Genomic DNA, 25,084 nt, shown 5'->3' with positions numbered 1-25,084 from the left:
TGCCCCATGTCACTCCTGCCCCACCAACTCGAACTGTTAGCCCCGGCACGCGATGCCGCCATTGGCATCGAAGCCGTCAACCACGGGGCTGACGCGGTCTACATCGGCGGGCCGTCGTTTGGCGCGCGTACCAGCGCCGACAACTCGGTGGCCGACATTGCCCGGCTGGTGCAACACGCGCACCGCTTCAACAGCCGCATTTTTGTCACCATGAACACCATTCTGCGCGACGACGAACTGGAAGGCGCACGCAGCCTGGCCTGGCAACTGTATGAGGCCGGGGTGGACGCGCTGATCGTGCAGGACATGGGCTTGCTCAACCTGGACATGCCACCGCTGCAATTGCATGCCAGCACCCAGTGCGACATCCGCACGCCCGAGAAAGCGCGCTTTTTGCAGGATGTGGGTCTGACCCAGCTGGTGCTGGCGCGCGAGCTCACGCTGCCGCAAATTGCGGCCATTCGCGCCGCCACCGACCCGGCCCGCAGCACGCTGGAATTTTTTGTCCATGGCGCGCTGTGCGTGGCCTACAGCGGCCAGTGTTACATCAGTGCGGCGCACACCGGGCGCAGCGCCAACCGCGGCGAATGCAGCCAGGCCTGCCGCCTGCCCTACCAGGTGGTCGATGACAAGGGTCGTTTTGTCGCGCACGACAAGCATGTGCTGAGCATGAAAGACAACAACCAGAGTGACAACATCGCCGCGCTGATCGATGCGGGCGTGCGCAGCTTCAAGATCGAGGGCCGCTACAAGGACATGGCCTACGTGAAAAACATCACGGCGCATTACCGCAAGCTGCTCGACGACGTCATCGAGGCACGCCAGCACTCGGGCGACCCGCTGGCTCGGTCCAGCAGCGGACTCACCACCTTCAGCTTCACGCCTGACCCGAACCAGAACTTCAACCGCGAATTCACCGACTACTTTGTCAACGGCCGCCAGGAGACCATTGGCGCCTTCGACACGCCGAAAAACCCGGGTCAGCCCATCGGTTTTGTCACCCAGGTCGGCCCCAACTGGGTCGACCTGGAATTGAACGACCGCCAGACTGTGCTGCACAACGGTGACGGCCTGTGTTACTACGACCTGCAAAAAGAACTGGTCGGCCTGGCCATCAACCGCGCCGAACTCGTCAGCGCCAAAAAAGGCAGCTGGCGTGTCTTCCCCAAAGACGAGTTGGCGGGCTTGAAAGACCTGCGCAAGGGTGTGGAGGTCAATCGCAACCGCGACGTCGACTGGCTGCATGGGCTCGACAAAAAGTCCAGTGAGCGGCGCATCCAGCTCTGGGCGCATCTGACGGACGACACCCATGGCATCACCCTGACACTGACCGACGAAGACGGTTTCAGTGCCAGCGCGCACGCCACCCTGGCGCTCACGCCGGCCAAGGACAAGAGCGGCGCGCTGGAGACGCTGGTGGACAACGTGTCCAAGCTCGGCAACACGATTTTTTCCGCCAGTGACGTGCAGGTGGCCTTTGCCCAACCCTGGTTTGTGCCGGCCTCCATCCTGAATCCGCTGCGCCGTGAAGCGGTGCAAGCGCTGGAGGCAGCGCGCAGCGCCGGTTTTGTGCGCTTCCTGCCGGGCCAGGCGGTGGCGCCCCCGGCACCCTACCCCGAAGATACGCTGAGCTACCTGGCCAACGTGTTCAACCGCGCCGCGCGCACGTTTTACGCGCGCCACGGCGTCAAGCTGATCGCTGCTGCTTATGAGGCCATCGAAGAGCCGGGTGAGGTCAGCCTGATGATCACCAAGCACTGCGTGCGTTTTTCCTTGAGCCTGTGCCCCAAGCAGGCCAAGGGCGTGACCGGCGTGCAGGGCACGGTCAAGGCCGAGCCCCTGCAACTGATCAACGGCAAAGAAAAACTCACCTTGCGCTTTGACTGCAAACCCTGCGAAATGCATGTGGTGGGCAAAATGAAACCGGCGGTGGCCAAACAGTCCCGCCAGGAGCTGGCCAGCGCACGGGCAGGGACGACGACCCCGCTGACATTTTTCAAGACCCGCCCGGCGGCTGGCGGCCGCGAATTCGGCCACTGAAGCGCGTTAGCGGGGTCCGCGCAGGCGATCCGCCAGATGGATCGCGATGTTGCGGGTCAGGCGCTCGCCCAGCAACGGGTCGGCCAGGGCCAGGGCGTCAAAGCTGTCACGCGTCAGCGACCAGACCACGGCATCGGTGTCGGCGATGGCATCGGCACTGCGTCCTGCGCCGTCGAGCATCGAGATTTCACCAATCATGATGCCGGGTGAAAAACTCACAAAACGTGGCCTGACCGGGCCCTTGCCACCGATGATCGAGATCGACCCCTGCGTCAGCACATAAAGCCGGTCGCCCGGATCACCCTGGTGAAACAGGATTTCGCCAGCGCGCAAAGAATGCGCTTGCATGTGTTGCCGTACGCGCGCGAATTGATCTGCGCTCAGGCTTCGCATCAATGAGGCGTCGGCCAGGGGCACGACCGTCTGCGACGCGTCGATACCCGCCGCGCTCAGCAGCATCTGCTCGGCCGCCTCAATGGCCCGATCGGCATCCGGCCACCAGTCGGCCCGTCCACCACCGGGCAGACTCGCACGAAAACAGCCAAAGTTGCGCAGTCGTTTGCCACGGTCGTTGTCGGCGCTGACACCGGCCAGCAGCAGGGACACCCCCCGGTGTTCAAGCTGGGCCGAGAGTTGTTGCAGCAGCATGGCACCCGACGCGTCGATCATGCTGACCTGGCTCAGGTCGAGCACCAGACAACGACAATCGGGCGCCAGTGCCGACGCTGCAATGCCCAGTCGCTCGGCACTGCCAAAAAACAAGGCGCCTTCCAGTTCTATCAGCACCACGCGCTGGCGCTCAAGCTGCAGCAGCCGGGCTTGCGCAGGGCCATAGATCCGGCGCGAGGGCCGCTCCAAAGCGCTGAAGCGGCCGCGGATCAGGGAACGGTTCATGGCACTGATAAACATCAGCATGGCCAGCAAGCACCCCATGCCGACCGCCGCCACAAAGCCAAACAGCACCGTGACAACACCCACCAAGGCGACCACCACCAGACTGTGCCGCAAGTCTGGCGAACGTTCGCCAGACCACCACTGGCCCAGCAACTGGCGCGTCCAGCGGTCACTGAGCGCCACGGCAATGGTCACCATCATGCCGGCCAGCACCACCTTGGGCAGCATGGCCAGCAATGGACCAGCCAGGACATAAATGAGAAAGTAAACGATGACCGAGGCGAGCGCCGGACCGCGACCAACGGCGCCATTTTTGAACAGCAACACACAGCGCGCGTTGGAAAGCACCAGTGGCACACCGCCACACAATCCACTGACCATATTGGCCGCCCCCATCGACAGCAGTTCACGACCCGGATCATGTTGGGAATAACCACGCTGATCCGAGGCCAGCGCCACCAGCAGCGACTCCAGCGAGCCAATGACAGCCAGAATGGCACCGGTTAAAAACACCGATTTGCCGTGATCCCGCAGCAGTTCCCAGGCGCCACTGTCTGCCAGCGGTTGCAGGCCGTCGAGCCTGACCTGTCCCAGGGGCAGAGGACCAACGACGTCACCCAGGTGCAAACCCGGGACAGCGGCCAACAGGATCGCGAACAAAATGCAACCAAACGCCAAACCGATCAAACTGGCAGAAGCCCGGGACCATTTCCAGTTAACCAGCCAGACCGTGCCCGCCGTCGCAAGCCCGACAAACAGGGCCAACGGTTGCGCTTGCGACAGCACGGTCGGGTCGGTCAACCGGGTCAGCGGTGGCAGTCCCAGCAGGATCGGAATTTGCGAAAACAGGATCAACAGCGCCACGCCGTTCATGAAGCCAGCCAGCACCGGTTGTGGCACAAACCGGGCCAGGCGTCCCAAGCCCGCCCATCCCATCAAAATCTGGAACAGGCCCATCAACACGACACTGCTCGCGGCCAGCGCCATCAGCATGGCGAGTCCCTCAGGACTTTGCAGGTCAAAGCGCACATCCTGCACCAACTGTGCCACCAGGCCAGCCAGAATCAGCGCCGTGGCCGAAGTGGGTCCTGCCGACGGCGATGCCGCGCTGCCCAGCAGGGCGTACACCAGGCCGCCTGTCATCACCGCCACAAAAGCCGCAGCAATCCCCAGCGGCGCCGACGCACCCAGGGGCGCAAACGCCAGCAAGCCCAGCGTGAGCACAATGGCCACTGTCTCCAGCGCCACCACGGCGCCAGACAGGCTGCGAACGATGGGGGTTAGCGCACCCACCTTCTGGCGTTCTCCCACAACTGCATCCAGGGACTGAAGGCATCACGGTCCTGGCTGGTCCAGCTCATCTGGATGTTGCGGAACACGCGCTCGGGGTGCGGCATCATGGCGGTGAAGCGGCCGTCCGCCGTGGTCACTGCGGACAGGCCGCCCGGGCTGCCGTTCGGGTTGAACGGGTAGGCCTCGGTGGCGGCGCCATGGTTGTCAGTGAAGCGCATGGCGGCAATGGCTTTGGCGGCATTGCCCCGGTGCTTGAAGTTGGCATAGCCCTCACCGTGCGCCACGGCAATCGGCAAGCGGCTACCCGCCATGCCCTTGAAGAACAGGGACGGTGAATCCAGCACTTCGACCATGCTCAGGCGCGCCTCGAAGCGTTCGCTCTGGTTGGTGGTGAAGCGTGGCCACTCGGCAGCGCCGGGGATGATGTCGGCCAGCTCGGCAAACATCTGACAACCGTTGCACACGCCCAGGCCAAAAGTGTCGGTGCGGCCAAAAAAGGCCTTGAACTGATCCGCCAGCACGGCATTGAAAGTGATGGAGCGGGCCCAGCCAATGCCGGCCCCCAGCGTGTCGCCATAACTGAAGCCGCCGCAGGCCACCACGCCCGTGAAATCAGCCAGCTTGGCGCGCCCCGTCTGCAAGTCGGTCATGTGCACGTCAAAGGCCTCGAAACCCGCCTCGGTAAAGGCGTAGGCCATTTCCACATGGGAGTTGACGCCCTGCTCGCGCAGCACGGCCACCCTGGGGCGCGACAACATGAGGGCTGGGGCTGAGACCCGGGGGCGGGTTGTGGGTTCGAGCAAGGCCAGGTGCACATGCAGCCCCGGATCGGTCGGGTCACCGGCCGCGGCATGCTCGGCATCGGCGCAAACCGGGTTGTCGCGTTGCTGGCAAATCTTCCAACTGGTGGCGTCCCAGACCTGGTGCAGGTCAGCCAGCTTGGCGCTGAAAATGGTCTTGGCGTCGCGCCACACCTGCACCTCACCCACACCGGCGCTGATGCTGGAATCGGCCGGGCGGGTCTTGCCCACCACATGGCTGAAGGCGCTCAGATGGTGCTCGCGCAGCACCTGCATGACCGCGTCGCGCTCAGCGGTGCGTACCTGCAGCAGCACGCCGAGCTCCTCGCTGAACAAGGCTTTGAGTGTGAGCTCATCACGGCGGCCGCTGATCTGGCCGGCCCAGTTCTTGGCGTCACCCCAGTCCATGCGGCTGTCGGAAATCCCGTCGCCCTCGGTCACCAGCATGTCGACGTTGAGCGCCACACCGACATGGCCGGCAAAAGCCATCTCGCAGGCGCTGGCAAACAGGCCGCCGTCACTGCGGTCGTGGTAGGCCAGAATCCGGCCCTGGGCACGCAGGGTGTTGACGGCATTCACCAGGTTCACCAGGTCTTGCGGGTCGTCCAGGTCGGGCACTTCGTCGCCCATCTGGCCCAGGGTTTGCGCCAGGATGCTGCCGCCCATGCGGTTCTGGCCACGGCCCAGGTCGATCAAAATCAGCGAGGTGTCGTCCGCTGCGTTGAGCTGCGGCGTCAGGGTGCCGCGCACATCGGCCAGGGTGGCAAAGGCGGTCACGATCAATGACACCGGCGAGGTAACCTTTTTCGCCTCACCGGCCTCATCTTTCCACTGCGTGCGCATCGACAAGGAGTCCTTGCCCACGGGAATCGAGATGCCCAGCGCCGGGCACAGTTCCAGGCCCACCGCTTTCACAGTCTCGTACAAGGCAGCGTCTTCACCGGGTTCGCCGCAGGCTGCCATCCAGTTGGCCGACAGCTTGACATGGTCGAGCTCCATCGGCGCGGCCAGCAGGTTGGTGATGGCCTCGGCCACCGCCATGCGGCCGCTGGCAGGGGCATTGACCGTGGCCAGCGGCGTGCGCTCACCCAGCGCCATGGCCTCACCGGCAAAACCCTTGAAGTCGGCCAAAGTGACAGCGCAGTCGGCCACCGGCACCTGCCAGGGGCCGACCATCTGGTCGCGGTGCGTGAGGCCGCCCACGGTGCGGTCGCCAATGGTGACCAGAAAACGCTTGGACGCCACCGTCGGGTGCGCCAGCACATCGATCGTCGCCTGCTGCAAAGTCACCCCGGTCAAATTGACAGGCGCAAAAGTGCGCTGCACGGTTTTGACGTCGCGCTGCATCTTTGGCGGCTTGCCCAGCAGCACGTTCATGGGCATGTTGACGGGTGATTCGGCACCCGCGTCCACCAATTGAAGCTGGCGTTCCTCGGTGGCGACACCCACCACCGCAAACGGACAACGCTCGCGCTCGCACAAGGCCTGGAACAGGTCCAGCGACTCGGGCGCAATCGCCAGCACATAACGTTCCTGGCTTTCGTTGCACCAGATTTCCTTGGGGGCCAGGCCGGATTCTTCGAGCGGCACGGCGCGCAAATCAAAACGCGCACCGCGACCGGCGTCATTGGTCAGCTCGGGGAAGGCGTTGCTCAAACCACCGGCACCAACGTCATGGATCGCCAGAATCGGGTTGGCCTCGGTCATCAGCCAGCACTGGTTGATGACTTCCTGCGCCCGGCGCTCGATCTCGGGGTTGCCGCGCTGCACCGAGTCGAAGTCGAGGTGGGCCGCGTTGTCGCCGGTGGTCATGGAACTGGCGGCACTGCCACCCATGCCGATGCGCATGCCGGGGCCGCCGAGCTGGATCAACAGCGTGCCAGCCGGAAACGCAATCTTGTGCGTCTGCGTGGCATCGATCACGCCCAGGCCGCCGGCCAGCATGATCGGTTTGTGGTAGCCGCGCTGCTCGGTCTGCGGCTGCGCCAGACCAGCGGCGTCCTTCACCGTGTAATTCAGGCTTTGCTCGTACTCGCGAAAGTAGCCCAGCAAATTGGGACGGCCAAACTCGTTGTTGAACGCCGCCCCGCCCAGCGGCCCCTCGACCATGATCTGCAAGGGGCTGGCAATGTGCGCCGGCCTGCCGTAATTAATTGGAGTCTGACCCCAATTGATTTTGGAAACGGTGAAACCGGTCAGGCCGGCTTTGGGTTTGGAGCCGCGGCCGGTGGCACCTTCGTCGCGGATCTCACCGCCGGCGCCGGTCGAGGCCCCCGGAAACGGTGAAATGGCGGTCGGGTGGTTGTGGGTTTCCACCTTCATCAGGATGTGTTGCAGGGCGCTGCTTTTCTGGTAGCTGCCAACCCGCATGCCAGCGTCGGTCAGGCTGGCCTGGCTGCTGAAGCGCTCGACCTGGCCGCCCGCCATCACCGAGGCGTTGTCCGAGTAGGCCACCAGCATGTGCTGGGGGTTGGTCTGGTGGGTATGGCGGATCATGCCGAACAGGCTGTTGGGCTGGGCCTCGCCGTCAATGGTGAACCGGGCGTTGAAAATCTTGTGGCGGCAGTGTTCGCTGTTGGCCTGGGCGAACATCATCAGCTCGACGTCGGTGGGGTTGCGCTGCAGCTGGGTGAAGGCCTGCACCAGGTAGTCCATTTCGTCGTCGGCCAGCGCCAGGCCGAACTCTGCATTGGCGGCCAGCAGCGCCGCCTTGCCGCCGGTTAGCACGTCGACATGGGCCATCGGCGCGGCCGGCAGGCTGGCAAACAGCTTGAAAGCGGTGCCGCGCTCGAACATCACGCTCTCGGTCATGCGGTCGTGCAGCAAGGCGGCCACCTCGGCCAGCTGCGCCTCGGTCAGCGTGGGCTTACCCAACAATCCGGCTTTGAGGCTGATGCGGTATTCGGTGATGCGCTCGACCCGGTGCAGCGTCAGGCCGCAATTGTGGGCGATGTCAGTGGCCTTGGAAGCCCAGGGCGACACGGTGCCAAAACGCGGTGTCACCACAATCAGCGGGCCGTCTTGCGGGCCGGCGTAGGGCTCGCCGTAGGTCAGCAAGGCGGCCAGTTGCTGTTGCAGCGCGGCGCTGGGGGCCTGGTCCGAGCACACCAGGTGCACATGGCGCGCGGCGATGCCACTGATTTTTTCATGCACGGCTTGCAGACCCGGCAGAAGTTGTTGGACACGGAAAGCGCCAAGAGCGCTACCGCCCTCAAAAGGGGTGATGTGCAGAGTCAATTGGAGGGCCTCAGGGAGAGACTGACGAATGGATTAAAAAGCACGGCAACAGGGCGTCACCATGCAAAAAGTAGCCGGATTTTAACTACCCATCAGACACCACGGTAGAGCCAGGGCTGGTCCATCAGGCCTTCGCCGCGAATTTTCATGGCGGCGTTGCGGCCAAACGCCATCAGCCCGCGGGCGTGAAAGATCTTGCCATTGCGGATGGCTGTGGCCTGTACCCGGGCATTGCGCTGCCAGCGCTGCAGCGCGTAGTAGCGCAACAGGGCCGGCACCCGGGCATGGGCTTCCGGACCGCCGCCTTCCAGCACACGCGCCAGCACGTGCGCGTCTTCAATGGCCATGCCGGCACCTTGCGCCAGGTAGGGCACCATCGGGTGGGCGGCATCACCCAGCAGGGCGACGCGGCCACCGGCCTGCTCGCGGCCGCTGCGCATGGGCGGGCGAATGCTCAAGGCCCACAAACGCCAGTCCGGCACCGCCTGCACCAGGTCCCTGAGCTGCTTGCAGCAGCTTTGCAAGCGCTGCTGCAGCTCCAACGCGTTGCCGCTGTGGTCCCAATGCGACATGTCGCCCTGCACCTGGCCATGCACGATGGCCACCACATTGAGCCATTCGCCGCCGCGCACCGGGTACTGCACCACATGCATCAGCGGCCCCAGCCAGGCCGTTACTTGCAAGCTGCGCAAATGCACCGGCAGGCGCGCCTGCGAGATCAGCGCGCGGTAAGCCAGGTGCCCGGTGGCTTGCGGCGTGCCGTCGGCCAGCAACTGCTGGCGAACGCCGCTCCAGCCACCGTCGGCGCCCACCAACAGGTCACCACGCTCGATCTGATCCTGGGCCAACAGCACCGCCACATCACGGTCGGTCTCTGAAAAACTGATGACCGGCCTGCCTAGCCTCAGCGCCGCCCCACCCCGCCGCTGCAAAGCCGACAACAGCAGTGTGTGCAGGTCGGCACGGTGAATGGTGAGGTAGGGTGCGCCGTAGCGCTGGGCCATGACCTCACCCAGGCGCAACATGCCCAGTTCGGCGCCCGAGCTGGCGCTGCGCACCTGCAGCCGGTCAGGAAAAGCCGCCACCTCGGTCAGCGACTCCTGCAAGCCCCAGCCATACAGAAGTTTGACCACATTGGGGCTCAGCTGAATGCCCGCGCCAAACTCCGAAAACTCGGCATGGCGCTCAAACAGCGCGACCTCAGTCCCCGCGCGGACACAGGCCAGCGCGGCGCTCAGGCCACCAATACCGCCACCCGCTATCAGTACTTTTAGCATCTCAAGACTCGATCTCGTTTGAAAATGGCCTATTGTCGATTCCGAAGACTGCACAAGGCTGACAAGGGCGATGCAAACTGATCCCACAAGCGGGTGGAATCAGCCGGGTGATGCGCTTTGCGCAGGTCAAGGCGGAGACCGCGCAGCGGGCGGGGGACACGCAGCAAAGCGCATTGCCCGGCTGATTGCGAGGGCACCATGGTCAACAACAACTCCCCGCACGACGCCTGCGCTACCATGCCACTGCACACAACCCCAGGAGGCTCACCATGGCGCGATGGATCAAAAACCTGCTGCTGGCCTGCATGGCGCTGCCCGCTCTTGCCCAGCCGCTGCAGCACCAGGTGGTCAGCGCTGGCCTGGCGCATCCGTGGGCGCTGGCCTTTTTGCCCGAGGGCCGGTTTCTGGTGACCGAGCGCCCGGGGCGCCTGCGCGTGATCGAGGCCGACGGCCGGCTCAACCCGGCGCTGGCCGGCCTGCCCGAGGTGGCGGCCGGTGGCCAGGGCGGTTTGCTCGACGTGCTGCTGGACGCCGACTTTGCCCGCAACCGAACGCTGTTTTTCTGTTTTTCAGAGCCTGGTGCGGGCGGCAACAGCACGGCGCTGGCACGCGCCCAGTTGTCAAGCGACCGCAGCCGGCTCGAGGCCGTGCAGGTGATCTTCAGCGCCCGTCCCAAGCTGGCCAGCAGCGCGCACTTTGGTTGCCGCATCGCCGAAAGCCAGACCGCAGGCCAGCCCGACGGCCTGCTGTTCATGACCCTGGGGGAACGCTACACCCGCAAGGACGACGCGCAAACCCTGGGCAACCACCACGGCAAGCTCATCCGCGTGGCCAAGGACGGCAGGGTGCCAGCGGACAACCCGTTTGTCAGCACCGCCGGGGCGCTGCCGGAAATCTGGTCTTATGGCCATCGCAACCCGCAAGGCCTGGCCGTGGCGCCCGACGGCGCGCTCTGGGCGCATGAGCACGGGCCCCAGGGCGGCGACGAAATCAACCTGATTGCGCCGGGTCGCAACTATGGCTGGCCCGTCATCACCTATGGCGAGAACTATGGCGGCGGCGCGATTGGTGCCGGGCTCAGTGCCCAGGCCGGCATGAACCAGCCGCTGCACTACTGGGTGCCCTCGATTGCGCCCTCGGGCATGGTGTTTGTCACCAGCAAGCGCTACGGCAGCCAATGGGTGGGCAACCTGTTGGTGGGTTCGCTCAAGTTTGGTTACCTGAACCGGATCGAGCTCACCAAACCCTTTGGTGGGCGCGTGCTGCGCGAGCACAAACTGCTCGCCGGGCTGGGCCAACGCATCCGTGATGTGCGCCAGGGGCCGGATGGTTTGATTTATGTGCTGACCGACCAGGCGCAGGGCAGCCTGATCCGGCTGCTGCTGCCGTAAATTGACCCTGCGGGGCCGGGAACATGCGAATTCGCAAGGGTGTGGGGCGCTTGGCTGCTTAAAGTTCACGTTCGATCTTTTTTCAACGAGCCAACCCACACAGGAGACCCGCATGAACATGAAAGCGATTCGCCAACTGGCCAAGACCCTCCAGGTCGACACAGGCCAGTTGTCAAAGACCAACCTGATCCGGAAAATCCAGCTGGCGGAGGGCAATTTCGACTGCTATGGCAGCGCCAGCAGCGGTGACTGCGACCAGCTTGATTGCGCCTGGCGCTCCGACTGCCTGAACGAATCCGCTGTCGCAGCCACAGAGACAGAATAAAGCGGCAGCTCGTCAGATCGCCACATGGTGCGGCGAGTCACCGGAACTCTGCAGCGAAGTGTTGTCCCAGCTCACCTCAAGCCGGTCGCGGCCGGCTTTTTTGGCGCGGTACAGCGCCGTATCGCTTTCAGCCAAAAGCGCACCAAACGACTTCTGCACGGCGAGGTCGCTGGCGCCAATGCTCACCGTGTAGGCGATGCTGTGGCCTTCGAAGCTCACAGGAGATGCGCGAACGGCGGCGAGAATGCGGTTCGCCAGTGCGCAGGCGCCGTCTTGTGTGGTGTTGGGCAAAAGCACGGCAAACTCCTCGCCGCCAATGCGCCCGATCACATCCGACTCACGCAGCACTTCCTTGACGGTTTCCACAAAACCACGCAGCACCGCATCACCTGCCGGGTGGCCATAGCTGTCGTTGACGTTCTTGAAGTGGTCCAGATCCAGCATCAGCACCACCAGCGGCAAGGCATAGCGCAGCGCGCGCGCCAGTTCCTGATCGGCCAGGGCCATGAAATTCTGCCGACTCAAGGCACCGGTCAGATGGTCCACATTGGCCAGGGCCAGACTGGCCAGTTCGGCGAACTTCAGGGCCGTTACATCTTCATGCGTCACCACCATGCGGTGCGCGGCGTCCTGGACCGACGTGATTTTGACGGTGAACCACCAGCGGCCACAACGGCTCTGAAGCGGCATGGGCAAACTGAAATGGGAATCCCCGGCTGTGAGCAGCGCCGCCATGCCGCTTGTCACGGCATTCACCAGGGCCGGGTCAACGGTAAAAACAGACGCCAGCAGCGCCGGGTAGTTTTTGCCCACGGATTCTTCGAACGCGCAGTCTGCCATGTGCTTGTGCCAGGCTGCATTGGTCTGCAGGATCGTGCCGTCCCGGTCCAGCACGGCGACCTGTGCCGAGATCGAATCAAGAATGGCACGCTGGAACTGCGCGGCCTCAGCCAGCTTGGCTTCAGCCTGCTTGTTATGCGTCACATTCACCAGGGTGCCCAGCACCCGCAAGGCTTTGCCATTCGTGTCCCGAAGCACGGCGGCACCACGGGCCAGCAGCCACAGGATGCTGCCGTCCCGATGTTTCACGCGGTAGTAAATGGCATAACGATCGCTGATGCCATTGATGCAATCCTGCAGTTTGAGCATCAGCGAGGATTTGTCATCCGGATGAACAACGCGCATCAGGTCTGACGCCGTGCTGCCCAGCTCCTCGCGGGACCAACCCAAGGCCGGGGCATAAGTATCGGAAATCACGACCTCGCCGCTGCTGACCTGCCAGTCAAAAACCCAGTCACCCACGGCCGACAGCGCCAGCGTCAGGCGCTCCTCGCTGGCGCGCAGCTGCACCTCCATGCGATGGCGCTCGGACACATCCACCAGCACCAACTGCCATCCCAGCTCCGGCCCGATCCAGACCACCTTGAGCTGCACCAGTAGCGGCTCCCAGCCATTGATCTGCAGGGCCAGTTCGGCCGTCTGCCTGTCGTGCTCGGCCTGGGCCTGGGCCAGCATGGCGCTGAACCGGGCACGCTGATCCTCGGCCACAAACAGGGCGAAGCGGCTGCCGATGAGCCGGGCACGCTCGGACGCCAGTAGCTGCGCCGCGGCCAGATTGAGCCGGGTGATGTTGCCCTCAGCATCAATCAGCACGCTGCAAACCGGGGCAAAGTCGTAGAGTTCGTTGCTTTGGTTGAGTGCCTGCTCCAGTTGCGCCCGGGCTGTGTTCAGGTGCTCGTTTTGCAATTCCAGTTCAATCTGGTGGATTTCCAGCTCTTCCAGCAAACGCTGGACCTGCTGCATGTCCAGCAAGGCCGCCGCCTGCCCGCCGCTGCGCCCGGACAGCCGCGCTGTGGCCAACTGGCGCAAGGCATCGAGGTCAGGCGGGTTTTTACGGTAAGGCATGACCGCTGTCTTTCGAGTCCGAAACCGACCCGGCTACCAGCGCCTGCAAGCGCACCTGGGTCTGCTGCAGCTCGATTTCAAGCCGTTTGCTGGCGCTGATGTCGGCAAACGTGATGACCAGGCCGTCAATGCGATTGTCCTGGGTGCGGTAGGGCATGACGCGCACCCTGAACCAGCGCGCATCGGTAGCCGGCACATCACTTTCCTTGAACACCAGCGTGCGCAACACTTCAAGCGCGTCATCGGCCAGGCCGGGGTAGTCAAGGTCGCAGACGATGTCGGTGATGCTGCGCCCGGCGTCGCCCGGGATCAGCTTGAAAAGTTTGGTGGTCGAGGGCGTGAAACGGCGCACATGCAGGGTCTCATCAAGGAACAGGATCGCAATCTCGGTGCTGTCAAGCAGGTTGCGCATGTCGTTGCTGGCGCGCGAGATCTCGGCCACCTTGAGCCGCAACTCATTGTTGATGGTTTGCAGCTCTTCATTCATCGACTGCATCTCTTCCTTGGAGGTGGTCAGCTCCTCGTTGGTGGACTGCAACTCTTCGTTGGTGGACTGCAGCTCCTCGTTGGTCGATTTGAGTTCTTCCTGCGAGGTCTGCATTTCCTCGCGGGACGAGCGGGCGTCTTCGCGGGCGTGCTGCAGTTCCTGTAATACGGCCTCAATGCGCTGGCCCTCACCCACAACCACCTCTGCGGTCGCGAGGCGCGGCCGGCGCGTGCTGGGAGCGGCCACATCGCGAAACACGATCAGGACGGTGCCGCTCAGCGCCACGGGCTCGCTCAGTGGCTGCACCACCACATCGACGTAATTTGCAGGGCCCACATTATTGATTCTGACCCGCTTGAGGGTGGTGGCCTTGTTTTCGCGCACCGCGCGGTAAAACGCTTCGCTGAGGGCCTGCCTGAGCCCATCACGGGCCATGGCGAACAGATTCAGGCTGGGCTTGCCCGCAGCAGGCTCCAGGTATTTGCCGGTCTTGCCGCTGACGTACAGCATCTCACCCTTGGCGCTGACCAGCAGCGCCGCTGGCGCATAGTTGGCCAGCACCAGTTGCTCGACCAGCATTTCCAGGTCGGGTGCCATGACCGATACGCCCTGCCCGAGCGGGGTGCTGGCCGCCGAGCGTGAACCCGCATGGCTGAAGGCCGCGGGCATGCCCGGGGGCAGGGCCGGTGTTGGCACATCGAGCCGGCGGTAAATGCGCGAGCGCCCTGGCAGGCCTGCAAACAACGAACTGGCCGGACCGACCGACTCCGAACTGCCCAGCAGCAAATGGCCCCCCGGCGACAGGCTGTAATGGAACAACTGCAGCAATTTTTCCTGCAGCCCGGCCTCCAGGTAGATCAGCAGGTTGCGGCAACTCAGGAAGTCGATGCGCGTGAAGGGCGGGTCGACGATGACATTTTGCTCGGCAAAGATCACCATCTCGCGAATTTCGTTGCTGACACGGTAGCCGGCCGCTTCGGGCACAAAAAAACGCTTCAGGCGGGCCTCGGAAACGTCGGCAGAAATGCTCTCGGGATACACCCCGGCGCGCGCCCGGGAAATCGCCTCCTTGTCGAGATCGGAGGCAAAAATCAGCAACTTGTAGCGTTGTGCCGTTTTGAGCGCATCCAGCGACTCCCGGAACAGCATGGCCAGTGTGTAGGCCTCCTCGCCACTTGAGCAGCCGGGGATCCAGGCACGCAGCAAGGCACCGTCGGGGTGATTGGCGCGCAGCGCCGGCAGCACCTCGCGTTCAACCTGCTCCCAGACCCCGGGATCGCGAAAAAAACTGGTGACCCCAATGAGCAGCTCACCCAGCAGCAGGTCCACCTCTTTGGGGTTTTCGCGCACGTAGCGCAGGTAGTCGTCGATGCGGTGCAACTGGTGCAGGCCCATGCGCCGCTCGACCCGGCGCATGATGGTATTTTTTTTGTAGGCTGAAAAATCGTGCCCCGTGTGGGTGCGCAACAAGACCAGGATCTTGTCCAGAAAACCCGCCGCCGTGCGCTGAAATTCGGCTTCGACCTGGGCCTGGACGTCGCCCACGAGGCGGATGCGCTTGACAAAGGCGATGACCTTGGCGGGCAATTCATCGGCGGGTGCCACGGCGTCAACCACGTCGGCGTCAATGGCGCTGCGCGGCATGCTGTCAAACTGGGCCGAAGCCGGGGATTGCGCAAACGAGGCACCGCCAGCCTGTCGAATGGCGCGCAGGCCGATTGTGCCGTCCGAGCCCATGCCCGACAAAACGACGCCAATGCTGTTGTGCTGGCGGTCATCGGCGAGCGATTTGAAGAAAAAGTCGATGGGCTGACGCAAACCGCGTGCCTCGGTCGGTTCGAACAGATGCAGCACCCCGTGCAACAGCGACAAATCCCAGCCCGGCGGAATCACATAAACATGGTCAGGCTCGACCGGCATCTGATCAAGCGCCTGCAACACCGGCATGGGGGTGTGGCGCTGCAGCAGTTCCACCAGCATGCCTTCGCTGTGCGGGTCGCGGTGCTGCACCACCACGATAGCCATGCCGGACAGCGGCGGCACGTGCGACAGGAATTGCTCAAGGGCCGTCAGGCCGCCAGCCGAGGCACCAATGCCGACAATTGGAAAGGCCGCACTGACAGCCGCGGAGATGTCGTCATTGTTCACGCAATCAATCCCTGTGATGGTTCATCGTTTTGCACCCTGAGCATTCACAAAATTGTAAGCGCAGCCAGCAAAAGCGCGGAACAATTAATCACACGGCCTGTCAGGAAATCTGTGGCGGCAACACGGGCGCCGCGAGTCGCCCGCAGCGACGGCATGGCTCAACGGGCAGCGCGCTCAGCGCTCAAAGTTGCGCAGCGCATCACGGTCAAGAATCCGGATTTCGCGGAACTCCACTTCGATGATACCGACCTGGACCAAAGCCGAAAATGCCCGGCTGACGGTTTCCACGGTCACACTCAGGTGGTGGCCAATGTCGCGCCGGGTCATCGGCAAAATAAAGCGGCTGGGCGACCAGCCCATGGCCTCGAAGCGCCGCGACATGGTGTGAAGAAAGCGCGCCACGCGGGCCTCGGATTTGACCGAGCGGGTCAGCGAATAAGCCTCCTGCTCCTGGGTGATCTCACGGCTGCTGGCCCAATAGGCCATGTGCTCCAGATGGTTGCTGATGCGATCGGCAAACAACTCTGCCGCCGGGATGCGGATCAGGTCGCAGTCGGTCAGGGCCACCACCTCGCTCATGTAGGCATTCTGGTAGATGCCATCGAAACCCAGCAGGTTGCCTTTCATCGGAAAGCCCAGCACATGAACGCCACCATCGACGTTGGTGATCAGGGTCTTGAGGGTGCCAAGACGCACCACATAAAGCCCGTCGAAGGGCTGGCCCATGACCAGTGCCGACTGGCCGGCCTTCAGGCGCCGGCGCTGAAATAATTCCGTCTCACCACTGGTGCGCAACGGGCTGTCGTAGCGCAGCAAGTCATGAATTTCCTGCAGCGGGGAGTAGTGCGCATCGGGAGCGGGCTCGATGGCGTGGCGTCCGCCGGTGGGTTGCCATTGAGCGGGTGTGGGCATGGCCTGAACGTTCAGCATGGGAAACCTCTCTCTGTGTCTTTGGCAGGAGGCTGCGCCCAACGGGCAGCAAGACGATCCTTGCAGATAACTTTAGGTCGCAGCCAGCCAATCGTCTGTAGGGAGAGTTAAACAAGGCACGCCGGCAAGCATCAACAGCGCAAGCCAACAACTGGCAAGTGGTCAATACGTCGCAAGGGTGTCGTCCGCGTCGATCAGTTTGTGGCGCACGGCCAGCCGCACCAGGCTGGGCACATCGGACACACCCAGTTTTTTCATCAGCCGGCAGCGGTAAGTGGCCACGGTCTTGGGCGACAAATGCAGCGTGGCACCGATCGCCGCGCTGGACTTGCCTTGCACCACCATCAAAATGGTTTGCCGCTCACGCGGCGACAGCAGGTTCAGCGGGTCGGCGTCAGGCTGGGTGAGTGCATCCAACGCCAGATCGGCCACATTGGCCCCCAGAAACTTCTTGCCTTTCACGGCCAGCTCGATGGCCTGCATGAGCTCACTGGCCGGCGAGCCCTTGAGCACATAGGCGCTGACCCCCAGCTGCATCGCCTCGACCACCTGATGCGGCTGCGCCGACATGGTCAGGACCACGGTGCGCACCGGCAAATGCCGGCGCTGCAACTCGGCCTGCAGCTCCAAGCCGGAACGACCGCCCAGGTTCAGGTCGAGCAGCAGGACCTCGGGCTCCAGGCGCAGCAGGTCAGCCAGGGCCTGGGTGGGGTCGGCAGACTCACCCACCACCGTGTGGCCGCGCGCCTCGAGCAGGGCACGCAGGCCATCGCGCATGATCTGATGGTCTTCCACCAGGTAGACCCGACTCATGACGCGCACTGCCAATGAAAAGCCACGCGGGTGCCCGGCTCCGGACCCCGGCCGTAGCTGACACTGGCGCCCACGGCCTGGGCTCGCTCCTGCATGCCCAGAATGCCCAGGTGCCCCACACCCAGGCCAACGCCTTCGGGGAGCCCGACGCCGTTGTCGCTCACCGTCACATGCAGCGACAAGGCGTTACCGCTCAACTCGACGGCAATGGCGCTGGCGCCCGAATGACGCAAGGCGTTTTCCACGGCCTCGCGCACCACCATGAAGGCGGCGTACTCGACTTCGGCGGGCCAGCGCATCAGCTCGAGCTTGTGCGGTACGGTGACCGAGATGTCCATTCGCGGTGCACCCTGCGCGCGGTTGCGCAGCTCGTTGTCCAGTGCCACGCTGAGTCCCTGCTCCTCCAGCAAGGGGGGGCGCAGGTCTTGCAGCACCTGCCGGACCTGCGCAATGGCCTGTCCGATCAGCATGCCCATGCGATCATGCAGGTGCTGGCTGTCAGGGGCGGCCTGGGCGGTCTGCAGCGCCAGAATGGTCTCGTGGCACATGCGGATGGCGGCCAGCGTTTGCCCCAATTGGTCGTGCAGCACCTGCGCCAGGCGCTTCACCAATACCCGTTCCTGCGTCATGAGTTTGCGCGTCAGCTCGGCCAGCTGGGCGCGCGAATGCTGTAACTGCATCTCGGCCTGCGCCCGCGTCGTGGCATCGTGCAGCGTGACCAGCGAGCGATCGCCCTGCGGCAGGCTAACGTGACTGATGAGGCCCTCGAGCTCGATTTCCTGGCCGTCGGCGCGCAAGCCCTTGATGCGCCGCAAGCCCATCATGCGTGCGTCAGTGCCCTGGCGGGCAAAGCGCTGCATAGCCTCGTGGTGACCGGCGCGGAAACGCTCGGGCATCAGCATGTCCAGCGGTTCACCCTGCACGCTGGCGCTGCTGCGGCCGAAGATGCGCTCGGCGGCCGGATTGAAAGTTTTGATTTTCCCGGCAAGATCAACGCTGATAACGGCGTCAGGGACCAGCTTGAGGACGGCATCGAGCAAGTCGTGCTCGCGCCCCTGCCGCGCTTTGCGCAGGCGCAAGGCGCCGGCCTTAGCAAGCGTATTCATTGACTTGACTCCCCCGCCCACTGACCCTGTTGATACTGGCAAGCATCCTGACCTCCGGCTTCCTGTTGGTGAACATGGTACATGCGGGAACGCCTGCGTGGAAGTGGCGTCAAGGTGATTTTCATGAATTCTGGTGGCAGACTGCAGCGCGATTGAGAATTGTCATCTGGACAGCCAGGGCGAATCTTATTCTTCGGGTGCGGCTCTGGCCAGCGCGCCAGGGTCCGGCAAACTTTTAACCTGTAACCGAAGGAGAGTGCATCATGAACAACTTGCGAACCACTGACCCGGCCCTCAATGATCCCTTTGAATCCATGTTCCGCGGCTTCCTCGCGCCGGTACGTTTTGATCGCGGCGCTGACGAGCTTGACATTCGGGTCGATGTGGTCGAGAAGGATGACGCGTTCCAGGTCCATGCCGACCTGCCGGGCGTCAAAAAGGAAGACATCAACGTGCGCATCGACGGCAACCGGGTGCACATCGACGCCGAAGCCAAGCGTGAAAAAGACGTCAAGGAAAAAGGCAAAGTGGTGCGCAGCGAGCGCTACTACGGCACGGTGTCACGCGTCTTTACCCTGTCACAGGAAGTGGACGACGCCAAGGCCGTAGCCAAATACGAAGATGGCGTGCTGACGCTGGATCTGCCCAAAAAGGCCACCTCGTCGTCCAAAAAACTGGACATCCAGTAGGCCAGGCGGCGACATCAACGTATGAACACCCTGACCAAACTGGCCCTGGGCCTGCTCGGACAAAACAAGCCCGGGCCAGCCCAGGGTGACGCCGCCGACAGCATCACGCTGCCGGCAGCGAACACACACGGTGGCTTGCCGCTGATGCAGGCGCTGGCGCAGCGCCAGTCGCTGCGCGAGTTTGCCCCCGAGCCCCTGCCCCTGAACCTGCTGTCCAACCTGCTGTGGGCCGCCGCCGGCCTGAACCGCCCGGAGCTGGGCGGGCGCACCATACCCAGCGCCATGAACGCGCAGGAAGTGGATGTCTATGTGGCCCTGCCCGCCGGCTTGTACCGCTACGCCGCGCTGGGCCACGCGCTGCATCTGGTGCGTGCCATGGACGTGCGCCGCATCACCGGCTACCAGGACTTTGTCGACACCGCGCCGCTGGACCTGATCCTGGTGGCCGACACTTCGCGCATGAAGCTGGTGCCGGTGGCGCAACGCATGGCTTACGCCTATGCCAGTGCTGGCGCCATCGCGCAAAACGTCTACCTGTATTGCGCCTCGGAAAACCTGGCCACCGTGATCCGGGCCTGGCTCGACCGCGACGCCCTGGCCAAGGCCATGGGGCTGGGTCATGAACAACAGGTGCTGTTGTCGCAAACGGTGGGACGCAAGGCGCCCTACGCTGTTTTACCAGCCAAATAGTCGAGCACGTCGTTGAACGACACCAATCGGGCGTAGTCTGTTTCGGGGATCGTCACCCCGAAGTGCTCGTGCAAGCTCACCAGGAAGTTGAGCCAGTCCATCGAGTCCAGGTCCACCTGGCTGCGCAGCGGCCGCGCTGGGTCGAGCGTGTCAGGCTCCAGCTCGGGCGCGATGGCACGCAGCAGGTTCATGACGGTGGTGGACAGGGGTTCCGGGTTCACGGCACAGCCCCTGCCAGCATGTGCGGCTGCTGCAGCACATCCCGCAGCTCGGCCAGAAACAGCGCGCCCTGGTGGCCATCGGAGACCCGGTGGTCGGCGGCCAGCGTGGCGCACAGCACTGGCTGGGCACACACCACGCCATCCACGACCCAGGGCCGGGCCACGATCCCGCCAAAGCCCACCAGCGCCACCTGGGGCGGGTAGATCACGCCAAACACCGACCCGATGGCCTGCTCGCCCAGGTTGGTGATGGTGATGGTGGCATCCGATATCTCGGAGCTGCGCAGTGAACCTGCGCGGGCGCGCTTCACCAGGTCCGATAAATCATGCATCAGCTGTTCCAGTGATTTGCGCTGCACGTCGTGAATCGCCGGCGCCACCAGCCCGCCACCGCGCAGCGAAATGGCCACGCCGGCATGCACCGCCGCGCCCGGATGGAACTGGCCATCCAGATAAATGCCATTGAGTTCTGGCCTGTCTTTGAGCGCCACCGCCACGGCCTTGAGCAGCAGTACAGCCGGCAGCAGGCGCTCGGTGATGGGCAGGCCGGCGTTGCGCTGTTGCAGCCAGTCCAGCGCCGCCTGCAGGGAAAAGGTTTCGGCCAGGTAATAGTGCGGAATCTCGCGCTTGGAGCGGCTCATGGCCGCAGCAATGGCCTGGCGCATGTCTTGTTGACGCTGCGACGGCGCCGGCGCCATCTTCCCGTCGGCCGCGGTGGCGACGTCACCCCCCGGCCTGGCTGGCGATGCTTGTGTGGCCACGGCTAAAACCTCCGGGGAGGCTTGTTGAGGCGTTTCACCGGGCGCCAGCAGCGTGGCCAGCACGGTGCCCACCGGCACCTTGTCGCCCACCGGCACCCGCAGTTCCTGCACCACGCCGTCCTGCCAGATCTCGACGTCAATGGCCGCCTTGGAAGTGTCGACCACGGCCACCACCTGGCCGCGCTTGACGCTGTCGCCGGGCTGCACATGCCAGGCCAGCAGCTTGCCCTCCGTCATGTCGGCGCCGAGCGAAGGCAACTTGAACTCGATCATGTGATCTGCTCCATCACGGCCTGCACCGCCGCCACAATTTTGTCGACCTGCGGCAAGGCCGCCTGCTCCAGGTGCTGGGCATAGGGAATGGGGACTTCCTCGCTGCAGACCCGGGCCAGCGGTGCATCCAGCTCGGCAAATGCCTGCTCACTGATGCGCGCCATCACTTCAGCAGCCAGACTGCCCGAGCGCCAGCCCTCGGCCACCACCACGGCGCGGTGGCACTTGCGCACCGAGGCCATCACGGTGGCATCGTCCAGCGGGCGCAGCACACGCAGGTCGATCACCTCGGCCGAGACGCCGAGCCTGGCCAGTTCATCGGCGGCCTGCAGGGTCTTGAACAGACTACCGCCATAGGTGATCAGGCTGATGTCGCTGCCAGCGCGGCGCACGCGCGCGCTGCAAATGTCGACCCCGCCGGGTTCGGGCCATTCACCTTCCAGGTTGTAGAGCTGGGCGTGCTCGAAGATCAGCACCGGGTCGGGGTCGGCCAGCGCGGGTTTGAGCATGTGGCGCGCATCTTCCACGGTGGCGGGCGCCAGCACACGCAGCCCCGGCACGTGCGCGTACCAGGCCTCGAAACTGTTGGAATGCTGGGCCGCCACCTGGCGCCCGGCCCCAGTCGCCATGCGAAACACCACCGGCACCGAAAATTGGCCGCCCGACATATGGCGCAACATGGCCGCGCTGTTGACGATGGGGTCGAGCGCCAGCAGGCTGAAATTGACCGTCATGATCTCCACCACCGGGCGCATGCCGCCCAAGGCAGCCCCAATGCCGGCACCGACAAAACCCAGCTCGGACAAAGGGGTGTCACGGATGCGCTCAGGGCCGAATTCATCGAGCAGGCCCTTGGACACCGCGTAAGTGCCGCCGTAACGCCCGACATCCTCGCCCATCAAAAACACGCGCGGGTCGGTTTGCAAGGCTTCACGCAGGGCCTCGCGCAGGGCTTCGCGGTAGCTCATGCGTTGGGTCATCATGCAGCTCCGTGCGCGGTGACCACATCGCGCAGCAAGTCGGCCACTGGCTCCCAGCTGCCGGCTTCGGCAAAAGCCACGGCGGCGTCGACCTCGGCCTGCGCGGCGGCATCGAGCGCCAAAAATTCGTCCTCATTCAGGTCGCCCTGCGCTTTCAGGCGCGCGCTGAAGGTGTGGATCGGGCCACGGGTTTTCCAGGCCGCAACTTCCTGCTTGTCGCGGTAAAGCTCAGGGTCGAACATGGAGTGGGCGCGAAAGCGGAAGGTCCGGAACTCCAGGAACACCGGGCGCTGAAGTTGCAGCACCTGCTGCGCCGCCCCCAGCATGGCCTCGTGCACCGCCACCACGTCCATGCCGTCGACCGACACTGCGGCCATGTTGTAGGACGCAGCCTTGGCACACAGGTCGGTCTGCGACTCGGAGCGCGCCAGCGCCGTGCCCATGGCGTACAAATTGTTTTCGCAGCAAAAAAGCACCGGCAGCTGCCACAAGGCGGCCAGGTTCATGGCCTCATGAAAGGCGCCTTCGGCCATAGCGCCTTCACCAAAAAAGCAGGCGGTCAGGGCATTTCGGGCGCTGAGCTGGTCAGCCAGCGCCAGCCCCACCGCCAGCGGCAGGCCACCGCCCACAATGGCCTGGCCACCATAAAAGCGGGCGGCCCGGTCAAACAGGTGCATGGAGCCGCCATGGCCGCGCGAGCAACCTTCCTGCTTGCCGAACATCTCGGCCATGATGGCGTTCATCTTGAGGCCGCGCAACAGCGCATGGCCATGCTCACGGTAGGTCGCCACCACGTTGTCCTGCGGCTGCAGGGCGCGCAGGGCACCCGTGGCCACGGCTTCCTCACCAATGTAGACGTGCAGGAAGCCACGGATCTTTTGCTGCCCGTACAGCTCGATCGCCTTTTCCTCCATGCGGCGAATGCGCAGCATGTCGGACAAGGTGGCTATTGAAAAATGTTTTTCCCAGGGCACCGGGCCAGTCGGCGGTGCGGGCACGTCAAATGCATGCGCTTGCCGGGTCGTGTTCAGGTTCATCCGCCAGCCTCCAGCGTCGAGGTATCGCCCTCGGGCAGACCGAGTTCGCGCGCCTTCAACAGGCGGCGCATGATTTTGCCGCTGCGGGTGCGCGGCAACACCGCCAGAAAAGCGATTTCCTTGGGCGCCACCGCGGCGCCCAGGCGCCTGCGCGCATGGGCCATGATGTCAAGACGCAAGGCGTCTGAAGGCTCCAGGCCGCTCTTGAGCGAGACAAAGGCCTTCACCACTTCACCCAGCAGCGGGTCGGGCTTGCCGATGACGCCGGCCTCGGCCACGGCCGGGTGCTCCATCAACACGCTCTCCACCTCAAACGGGCCGATCAGGTGGCCCGCCGACTTGATGACGTCGTCGGCACGCCCGACAAACCAGAAGTAGCCGTCTTCGTCCACCCGCGCCAGGTCGCCGCTCAGGTACAGCTCGCCGGCAAAGCACTTGGCATAGCGCGCCTCGTTGTTGAGGTAGCCACGAAACATCGACGGCCAGCCGCGCTTGAGCGCCAGCTCGCCTTCGACGTTGGGCGCCTCGATCACGCGCACGCGGGGCAGCTCGCCCTCGGCCTCCAGATGTTCCACGATGCAGGCGTCAATGCCCGGCAGCGGGCGCCCCATCGAGCCCGGCTTGATGTCAAAGGCCGGCGTGTTGGCAATCATGATGCCGCCGGTTTCGGTCTGCCACCAGTTGTCATGAATCGGCAGACCCAGCACCTCCTGGCCCCACCACACCGCCTCGGGGTTGAGTGGCTCACCCACACTGGCAATGAAGCGCAGGCAGGGGAAACGGTAACGCTGCGCCAACTCGGGGCCGGCTTTCATCAGCATGCGGATGGCCGTGGGCGCGGTGTACCAGACACTCACATGCTCCTGCACCAGCAGGCCGTACCAGCGCTCGGCATCAAACTCCTCGCGGTCCACCAGGGTGGTCACACCCTGCAGCAGCGGCGCGATGATGCCGTAACTGGTGCCGGTGACCCAGCCCGGGTCGGCGGTGCACCAGTAGCGGTCTTGCGGGTGCAGATCCAGCGCATAACGCGCGCTGGCCTCGTGCGCCACCACCGCGCCGTGCACATGCAGTGCGCCCTTGGGCGTGCCGGTGGTGCCGCTGGTGAAATGCAGCAGCGCGGGGTCATCCTCGGTGGTCTCCACGGTCGTGAAACTGTCGGACGCAGCGGCCATCAGGGTGGCCAGGTCCAGCGTGTCGGGTTCGTGGGTGACGCCGCCTTCCTCGGCCACCAGCAGCACATGGCGCAGGCTGGGCAACTGGTCACACAGCTGGCGCACCTTGCGGCGGTAGAGGGTGTCGGTGGTCAGCAGCACCAGGCCGGCACCCAACTGGATGCGGGTGGCAATGGGCTCCGGGCCAAAGGCCGAAAACAGCGGCGTGACCACGGTGCCGTTCTTGAGCGCGCCGAGCAGCCCCACGTAGAGTTCAGGGATGCGTCCGGCCAGTAAAAACAGCCGGTCGCCTTTGCCGACACCCAGGCTTTGCAAGACATTGGCAAAGCGGTTGGTTTGGCGCGCCAATTCGGCGTAAGTCAGCTCAATGGCCGGGGCATCTTTTGACACAAAGCGCAGCGCGGCGTGGTAGCGCAGCACCCCGGCCGCGTGCCGGTCCACCGCCTCAAAACCCATGTTGAGCCCGCCCCCGGGAAGTCCTTGCAGCGCCAGGCGCGCCTGGTCCCACGAAAACCGGCTGCGTTCTTGCGCGTAGTCAGTCCAGTTGGGCAACAGGCCCCGCCTGACAGGCTCCTTGTGAATGACGGTGGGTCTGGTCATGGCTAACCACCC

The 25,084-nt window shown here is 64.1% G+C and carries 18 protein-coding genes; 5 read left to right on the top strand and 13 right to left on the bottom strand.

Annotation, left to right across the window (positions count from 1 at the left end):
• Nucleotides 1–6 precede the first annotated feature (6 nt).
• Entirely contained in the window at nucleotides 7–2,040 is a 2,034-nt protein-coding gene (locus tag Q7U49_RS16150; RefSeq protein ID WP_304766090.1) for a U32 family peptidase, read from the top strand.
• Between the two features lie 6 nt (nucleotides 2,041–2,046).
• Here the strand turns inward: Q7U49_RS16150 and Q7U49_RS16145 are convergent, their stop codons facing one another.
• The 3 genes from Q7U49_RS16145 to Q7U49_RS16135 all read right to left on the bottom strand — a co-directional run bounded on the left by Q7U49_RS16145 (nucleotide 2,047) and on the right by Q7U49_RS16135 (nucleotide 9,541).
• A complete protein-coding gene (locus tag Q7U49_RS16145; protein ID WP_304766087.1) occupies nucleotides 2,047–4,245 on the bottom strand; it encodes an SLC26A/SulP transporter family protein in 2,199 nt (732 codons plus the stop codon).
• Nucleotides 4,215–8,264 carry a phosphoribosylformylglycinamidine synthase gene (purL, locus tag Q7U49_RS16140; RefSeq protein ID WP_304766085.1) on the bottom strand — a complete coding sequence of 1,350 codons (4,050 nt, stop codon included), beginning with the start codon at nucleotides 8,262–8,264 and terminating at the stop codon, nucleotides 4,215–4,217. Before purL ends, Q7U49_RS16145 begins: the two co-directional genes overlap by 31 nt.
• Before the next feature lie 92 nt (nucleotides 8,265–8,356).
• Nucleotides 8,357–9,541 carry an FAD-dependent monooxygenase gene (locus Q7U49_RS16135; RefSeq protein ID WP_304766083.1) on the bottom strand — a complete coding sequence of 395 codons (1,185 nt, stop codon included), beginning with the start codon at nucleotides 9,539–9,541 and terminating at the stop codon, nucleotides 8,357–8,359.
• Between the two features lie 305 nt (nucleotides 9,542–9,846).
• Between Q7U49_RS16135 and Q7U49_RS16130 the strand changes: the two genes are divergently transcribed.
• Both Q7U49_RS16130 and Q7U49_RS16125 read left to right on the top strand, forming a co-directional pair.
• Complete coding sequence (locus tag Q7U49_RS16130; protein WP_304766386.1) at nucleotides 9,847–10,932, top strand: PQQ-dependent sugar dehydrogenase; 1,086 nt, start codon at nucleotides 9,847–9,849, stop codon at nucleotides 10,930–10,932.
• Nucleotides 10,933–11,044: 112 nt separating this feature from the next.
• Complete coding sequence (locus Q7U49_RS16125) at nucleotides 11,045–11,257, top strand: hypothetical protein (protein ID WP_304766080.1); 213 nt, start codon at nucleotides 11,045–11,047, stop codon at nucleotides 11,255–11,257.
• Between the two features lie 12 nt (nucleotides 11,258–11,269).
• On the opposite strand, the gene Q7U49_RS16120 is transcribed toward Q7U49_RS16125, so the two are convergent.
• From Q7U49_RS16120 to Q7U49_RS16100, 5 genes are all read right to left on the bottom strand, one after another.
• Nucleotides 11,270–13,162, bottom strand: a complete 1,893-nt coding sequence (locus Q7U49_RS16120) for a sensor domain-containing diguanylate cyclase (RefSeq protein ID WP_304766077.1) — start codon at nucleotides 13,160–13,162, stop codon at nucleotides 11,270–11,272.
• The gene (locus tag Q7U49_RS16115; RefSeq protein WP_304766075.1) at nucleotides 13,149–15,797 is read right to left on the bottom strand and encodes a chemotaxis protein CheB; all 2,649 of its coding nucleotides are present in this window, start codon (nucleotides 15,795–15,797) and stop codon (nucleotides 13,149–13,151) included. The genes Q7U49_RS16120 and Q7U49_RS16115 overlap by 14 nt, the downstream gene beginning before the upstream one ends.
• A gap of 174 nt (nucleotides 15,798–15,971) precedes the next feature.
• On the bottom strand, nucleotides 15,972–16,727 hold the full coding sequence (locus Q7U49_RS16110; protein WP_304766072.1) for a Crp/Fnr family transcriptional regulator: 756 nt from the start codon (nucleotides 16,725–16,727) through the stop codon (nucleotides 15,972–15,974).
• Nucleotides 16,728–16,889: 162 nt separating this feature from the next.
• Nucleotides 16,890–17,540 (bottom strand): response regulator transcription factor, encoded by a 651-nt coding sequence (locus Q7U49_RS16105; RefSeq protein WP_304766069.1) that lies wholly within the window; start codon nucleotides 17,538–17,540, stop codon nucleotides 16,890–16,892.
• A complete protein-coding gene (locus tag Q7U49_RS16100) occupies nucleotides 17,537–18,646 on the bottom strand; it encodes a PAS domain S-box protein (RefSeq protein ID WP_304766067.1) in 1,110 nt (369 codons plus the stop codon). Before Q7U49_RS16100 ends, Q7U49_RS16105 begins: the two co-directional genes overlap by 4 nt.
• Nucleotides 18,647–18,909: 263 nt before the next feature.
• Between Q7U49_RS16100 and Q7U49_RS16095 the strand changes: the two genes are divergently transcribed.
• Both Q7U49_RS16095 and Q7U49_RS16090 read left to right on the top strand, forming a co-directional pair.
• Nucleotides 18,910–19,335: an Hsp20/alpha crystallin family protein gene (locus Q7U49_RS16095; RefSeq protein WP_304766064.1), complete on the top strand. Its 426-nt coding sequence runs from the start codon at nucleotides 18,910–18,912 to the stop codon at nucleotides 19,333–19,335.
• A 21-nt stretch (nucleotides 19,336–19,356) separates the two neighbouring features.
• Nucleotides 19,357–20,025: a SagB/ThcOx family dehydrogenase gene (locus Q7U49_RS16090; RefSeq protein ID WP_304766061.1), complete on the top strand. Its 669-nt coding sequence runs from the start codon at nucleotides 19,357–19,359 to the stop codon at nucleotides 20,023–20,025.
• On the opposite strand, the gene Q7U49_RS16085 is transcribed toward Q7U49_RS16090, so the two are convergent.
• Genes Q7U49_RS16085 through acsA form a run of 5 tightly spaced genes read right to left on the bottom strand, consistent with a single transcriptional unit; the run spans nucleotide 20,001 to nucleotide 25,072 of the window.
• Nucleotides 20,001–20,246 (bottom strand): acyl carrier protein, encoded by a 246-nt coding sequence (locus tag Q7U49_RS16085; protein ID WP_304766058.1) that lies wholly within the window; start codon nucleotides 20,244–20,246, stop codon nucleotides 20,001–20,003. The genes Q7U49_RS16090 and Q7U49_RS16085 overlap by 25 nt on opposite strands.
• Nucleotides 20,243–21,280 carry a dihydrolipoamide acetyltransferase family protein gene (locus tag Q7U49_RS16080; protein WP_304766056.1) on the bottom strand — a complete coding sequence of 346 codons (1,038 nt, stop codon included), beginning with the start codon at nucleotides 21,278–21,280 and terminating at the stop codon, nucleotides 20,243–20,245. Before Q7U49_RS16080 ends, Q7U49_RS16085 begins: the two co-directional genes overlap by 4 nt.
• Nucleotides 21,277–22,260 (bottom strand): alpha-ketoacid dehydrogenase subunit beta, encoded by a 984-nt coding sequence (locus Q7U49_RS16075; RefSeq protein ID WP_304766053.1) that lies wholly within the window; start codon nucleotides 22,258–22,260, stop codon nucleotides 21,277–21,279. The genes Q7U49_RS16080 and Q7U49_RS16075 overlap by 4 nt, the downstream gene beginning before the upstream one ends.
• Complete coding sequence (gene pdhA / locus Q7U49_RS16070; RefSeq protein WP_304766050.1) at nucleotides 22,260–23,297, bottom strand: pyruvate dehydrogenase (acetyl-transferring) E1 component subunit alpha; 1,038 nt, start codon at nucleotides 23,295–23,297, stop codon at nucleotides 22,260–22,262. Before pdhA ends, Q7U49_RS16075 begins: the two co-directional genes overlap by 1 nt.
• Nucleotides 23,294–25,072, bottom strand: a complete 1,779-nt coding sequence (gene acsA / locus Q7U49_RS16065) for an acetate--CoA ligase (protein ID WP_304766047.1) — start codon at nucleotides 25,070–25,072, stop codon at nucleotides 23,294–23,296. Before acsA ends, pdhA begins: the two co-directional genes overlap by 4 nt.
• Nucleotides 25,073–25,084: the final 12 nt, after the last annotated feature.

It is taken from the genome of Rhodoferax sp. (assembly GCF_030653815.1).
In the GTDB taxonomy this organism is placed as follows: Bacteria; Pseudomonadota; Gammaproteobacteria; order Burkholderiales; family Burkholderiaceae_C; genus Rhodoferax.
Note: the sequence above shows the minus strand (reverse complement) of the source record. Positions and strands in the feature narration are given on the sequence as shown.

Bases quoted from the DNA above. Each gene is read 5' to 3' on its own strand.
- Q7U49_RS16150 (WP_304766090.1), top strand. From the start codon at position 7: ATGTCACTCCTGCCCCACCAACTCGAACTGTTAGCCCCGGCACGCGAT.
- Q7U49_RS16135 (WP_304766083.1), bottom strand. From the start codon at position 9,541: ATGCTAAAAGTACTGATAGCGGGTGGCGGTATTGGTGGCCTGAGCGCC.
- Q7U49_RS16130 (WP_304766386.1), top strand. From the start codon at position 9,847: ATGGCGCTGCCCGCTCTTGCCCAGCCGCTGCAGCACCAGGTGGTCAGC.
- Q7U49_RS16125 (WP_304766080.1), top strand. From the start codon at position 11,045: ATGAACATGAAAGCGATTCGCCAACTGGCCAAGACCCTCCAGGTCGAC.
- Q7U49_RS16120 (WP_304766077.1), bottom strand. From the start codon at position 13,162: ATGCCTTACCGTAAAAACCCGCCTGACCTCGATGCCTTGCGCCAGTTG.
- Q7U49_RS16110 (WP_304766072.1), bottom strand. From the start codon at position 16,727: ATGCTGAACGTTCAGGCCATGCCCACACCCGCTCAATGGCAACCCACC.
- Q7U49_RS16105 (WP_304766069.1), bottom strand. From the start codon at position 17,540: ATGAGTCGGGTCTACCTGGTGGAAGACCATCAGATCATGCGCGATGGC.
- Q7U49_RS16100 (WP_304766067.1), bottom strand. From the start codon at position 18,646: ATGAATACGCTTGCTAAGGCCGGCGCCTTGCGCCTGCGCAAAGCGCGG.
- Q7U49_RS16095 (WP_304766064.1), top strand. From the start codon at position 18,910: ATGAACAACTTGCGAACCACTGACCCGGCCCTCAATGATCCCTTTGAA.
- Q7U49_RS16090 (WP_304766061.1), top strand. From the start codon at position 19,357: ATGAACACCCTGACCAAACTGGCCCTGGGCCTGCTCGGACAAAACAAG.
- Q7U49_RS16080 (WP_304766056.1), bottom strand. From the start codon at position 21,280: ATGATCGAGTTCAAGTTGCCTTCGCTCGGCGCCGACATGACGGAGGGC.
- Q7U49_RS16075 (WP_304766053.1), bottom strand. From the start codon at position 22,260: ATGACCCAACGCATGAGCTACCGCGAAGCCCTGCGCGAGGCCCTGCGT.
- pdhA (WP_304766050.1), bottom strand. From the start codon at position 23,297: ATGAACCTGAACACGACCCGGCAAGCGCATGCATTTGACGTGCCCGCA.
- acsA (WP_304766047.1), bottom strand. From the start codon at position 25,072: ATGACCAGACCCACCGTCATTCACAAGGAGCCTGTCAGGCGGGGCCTG.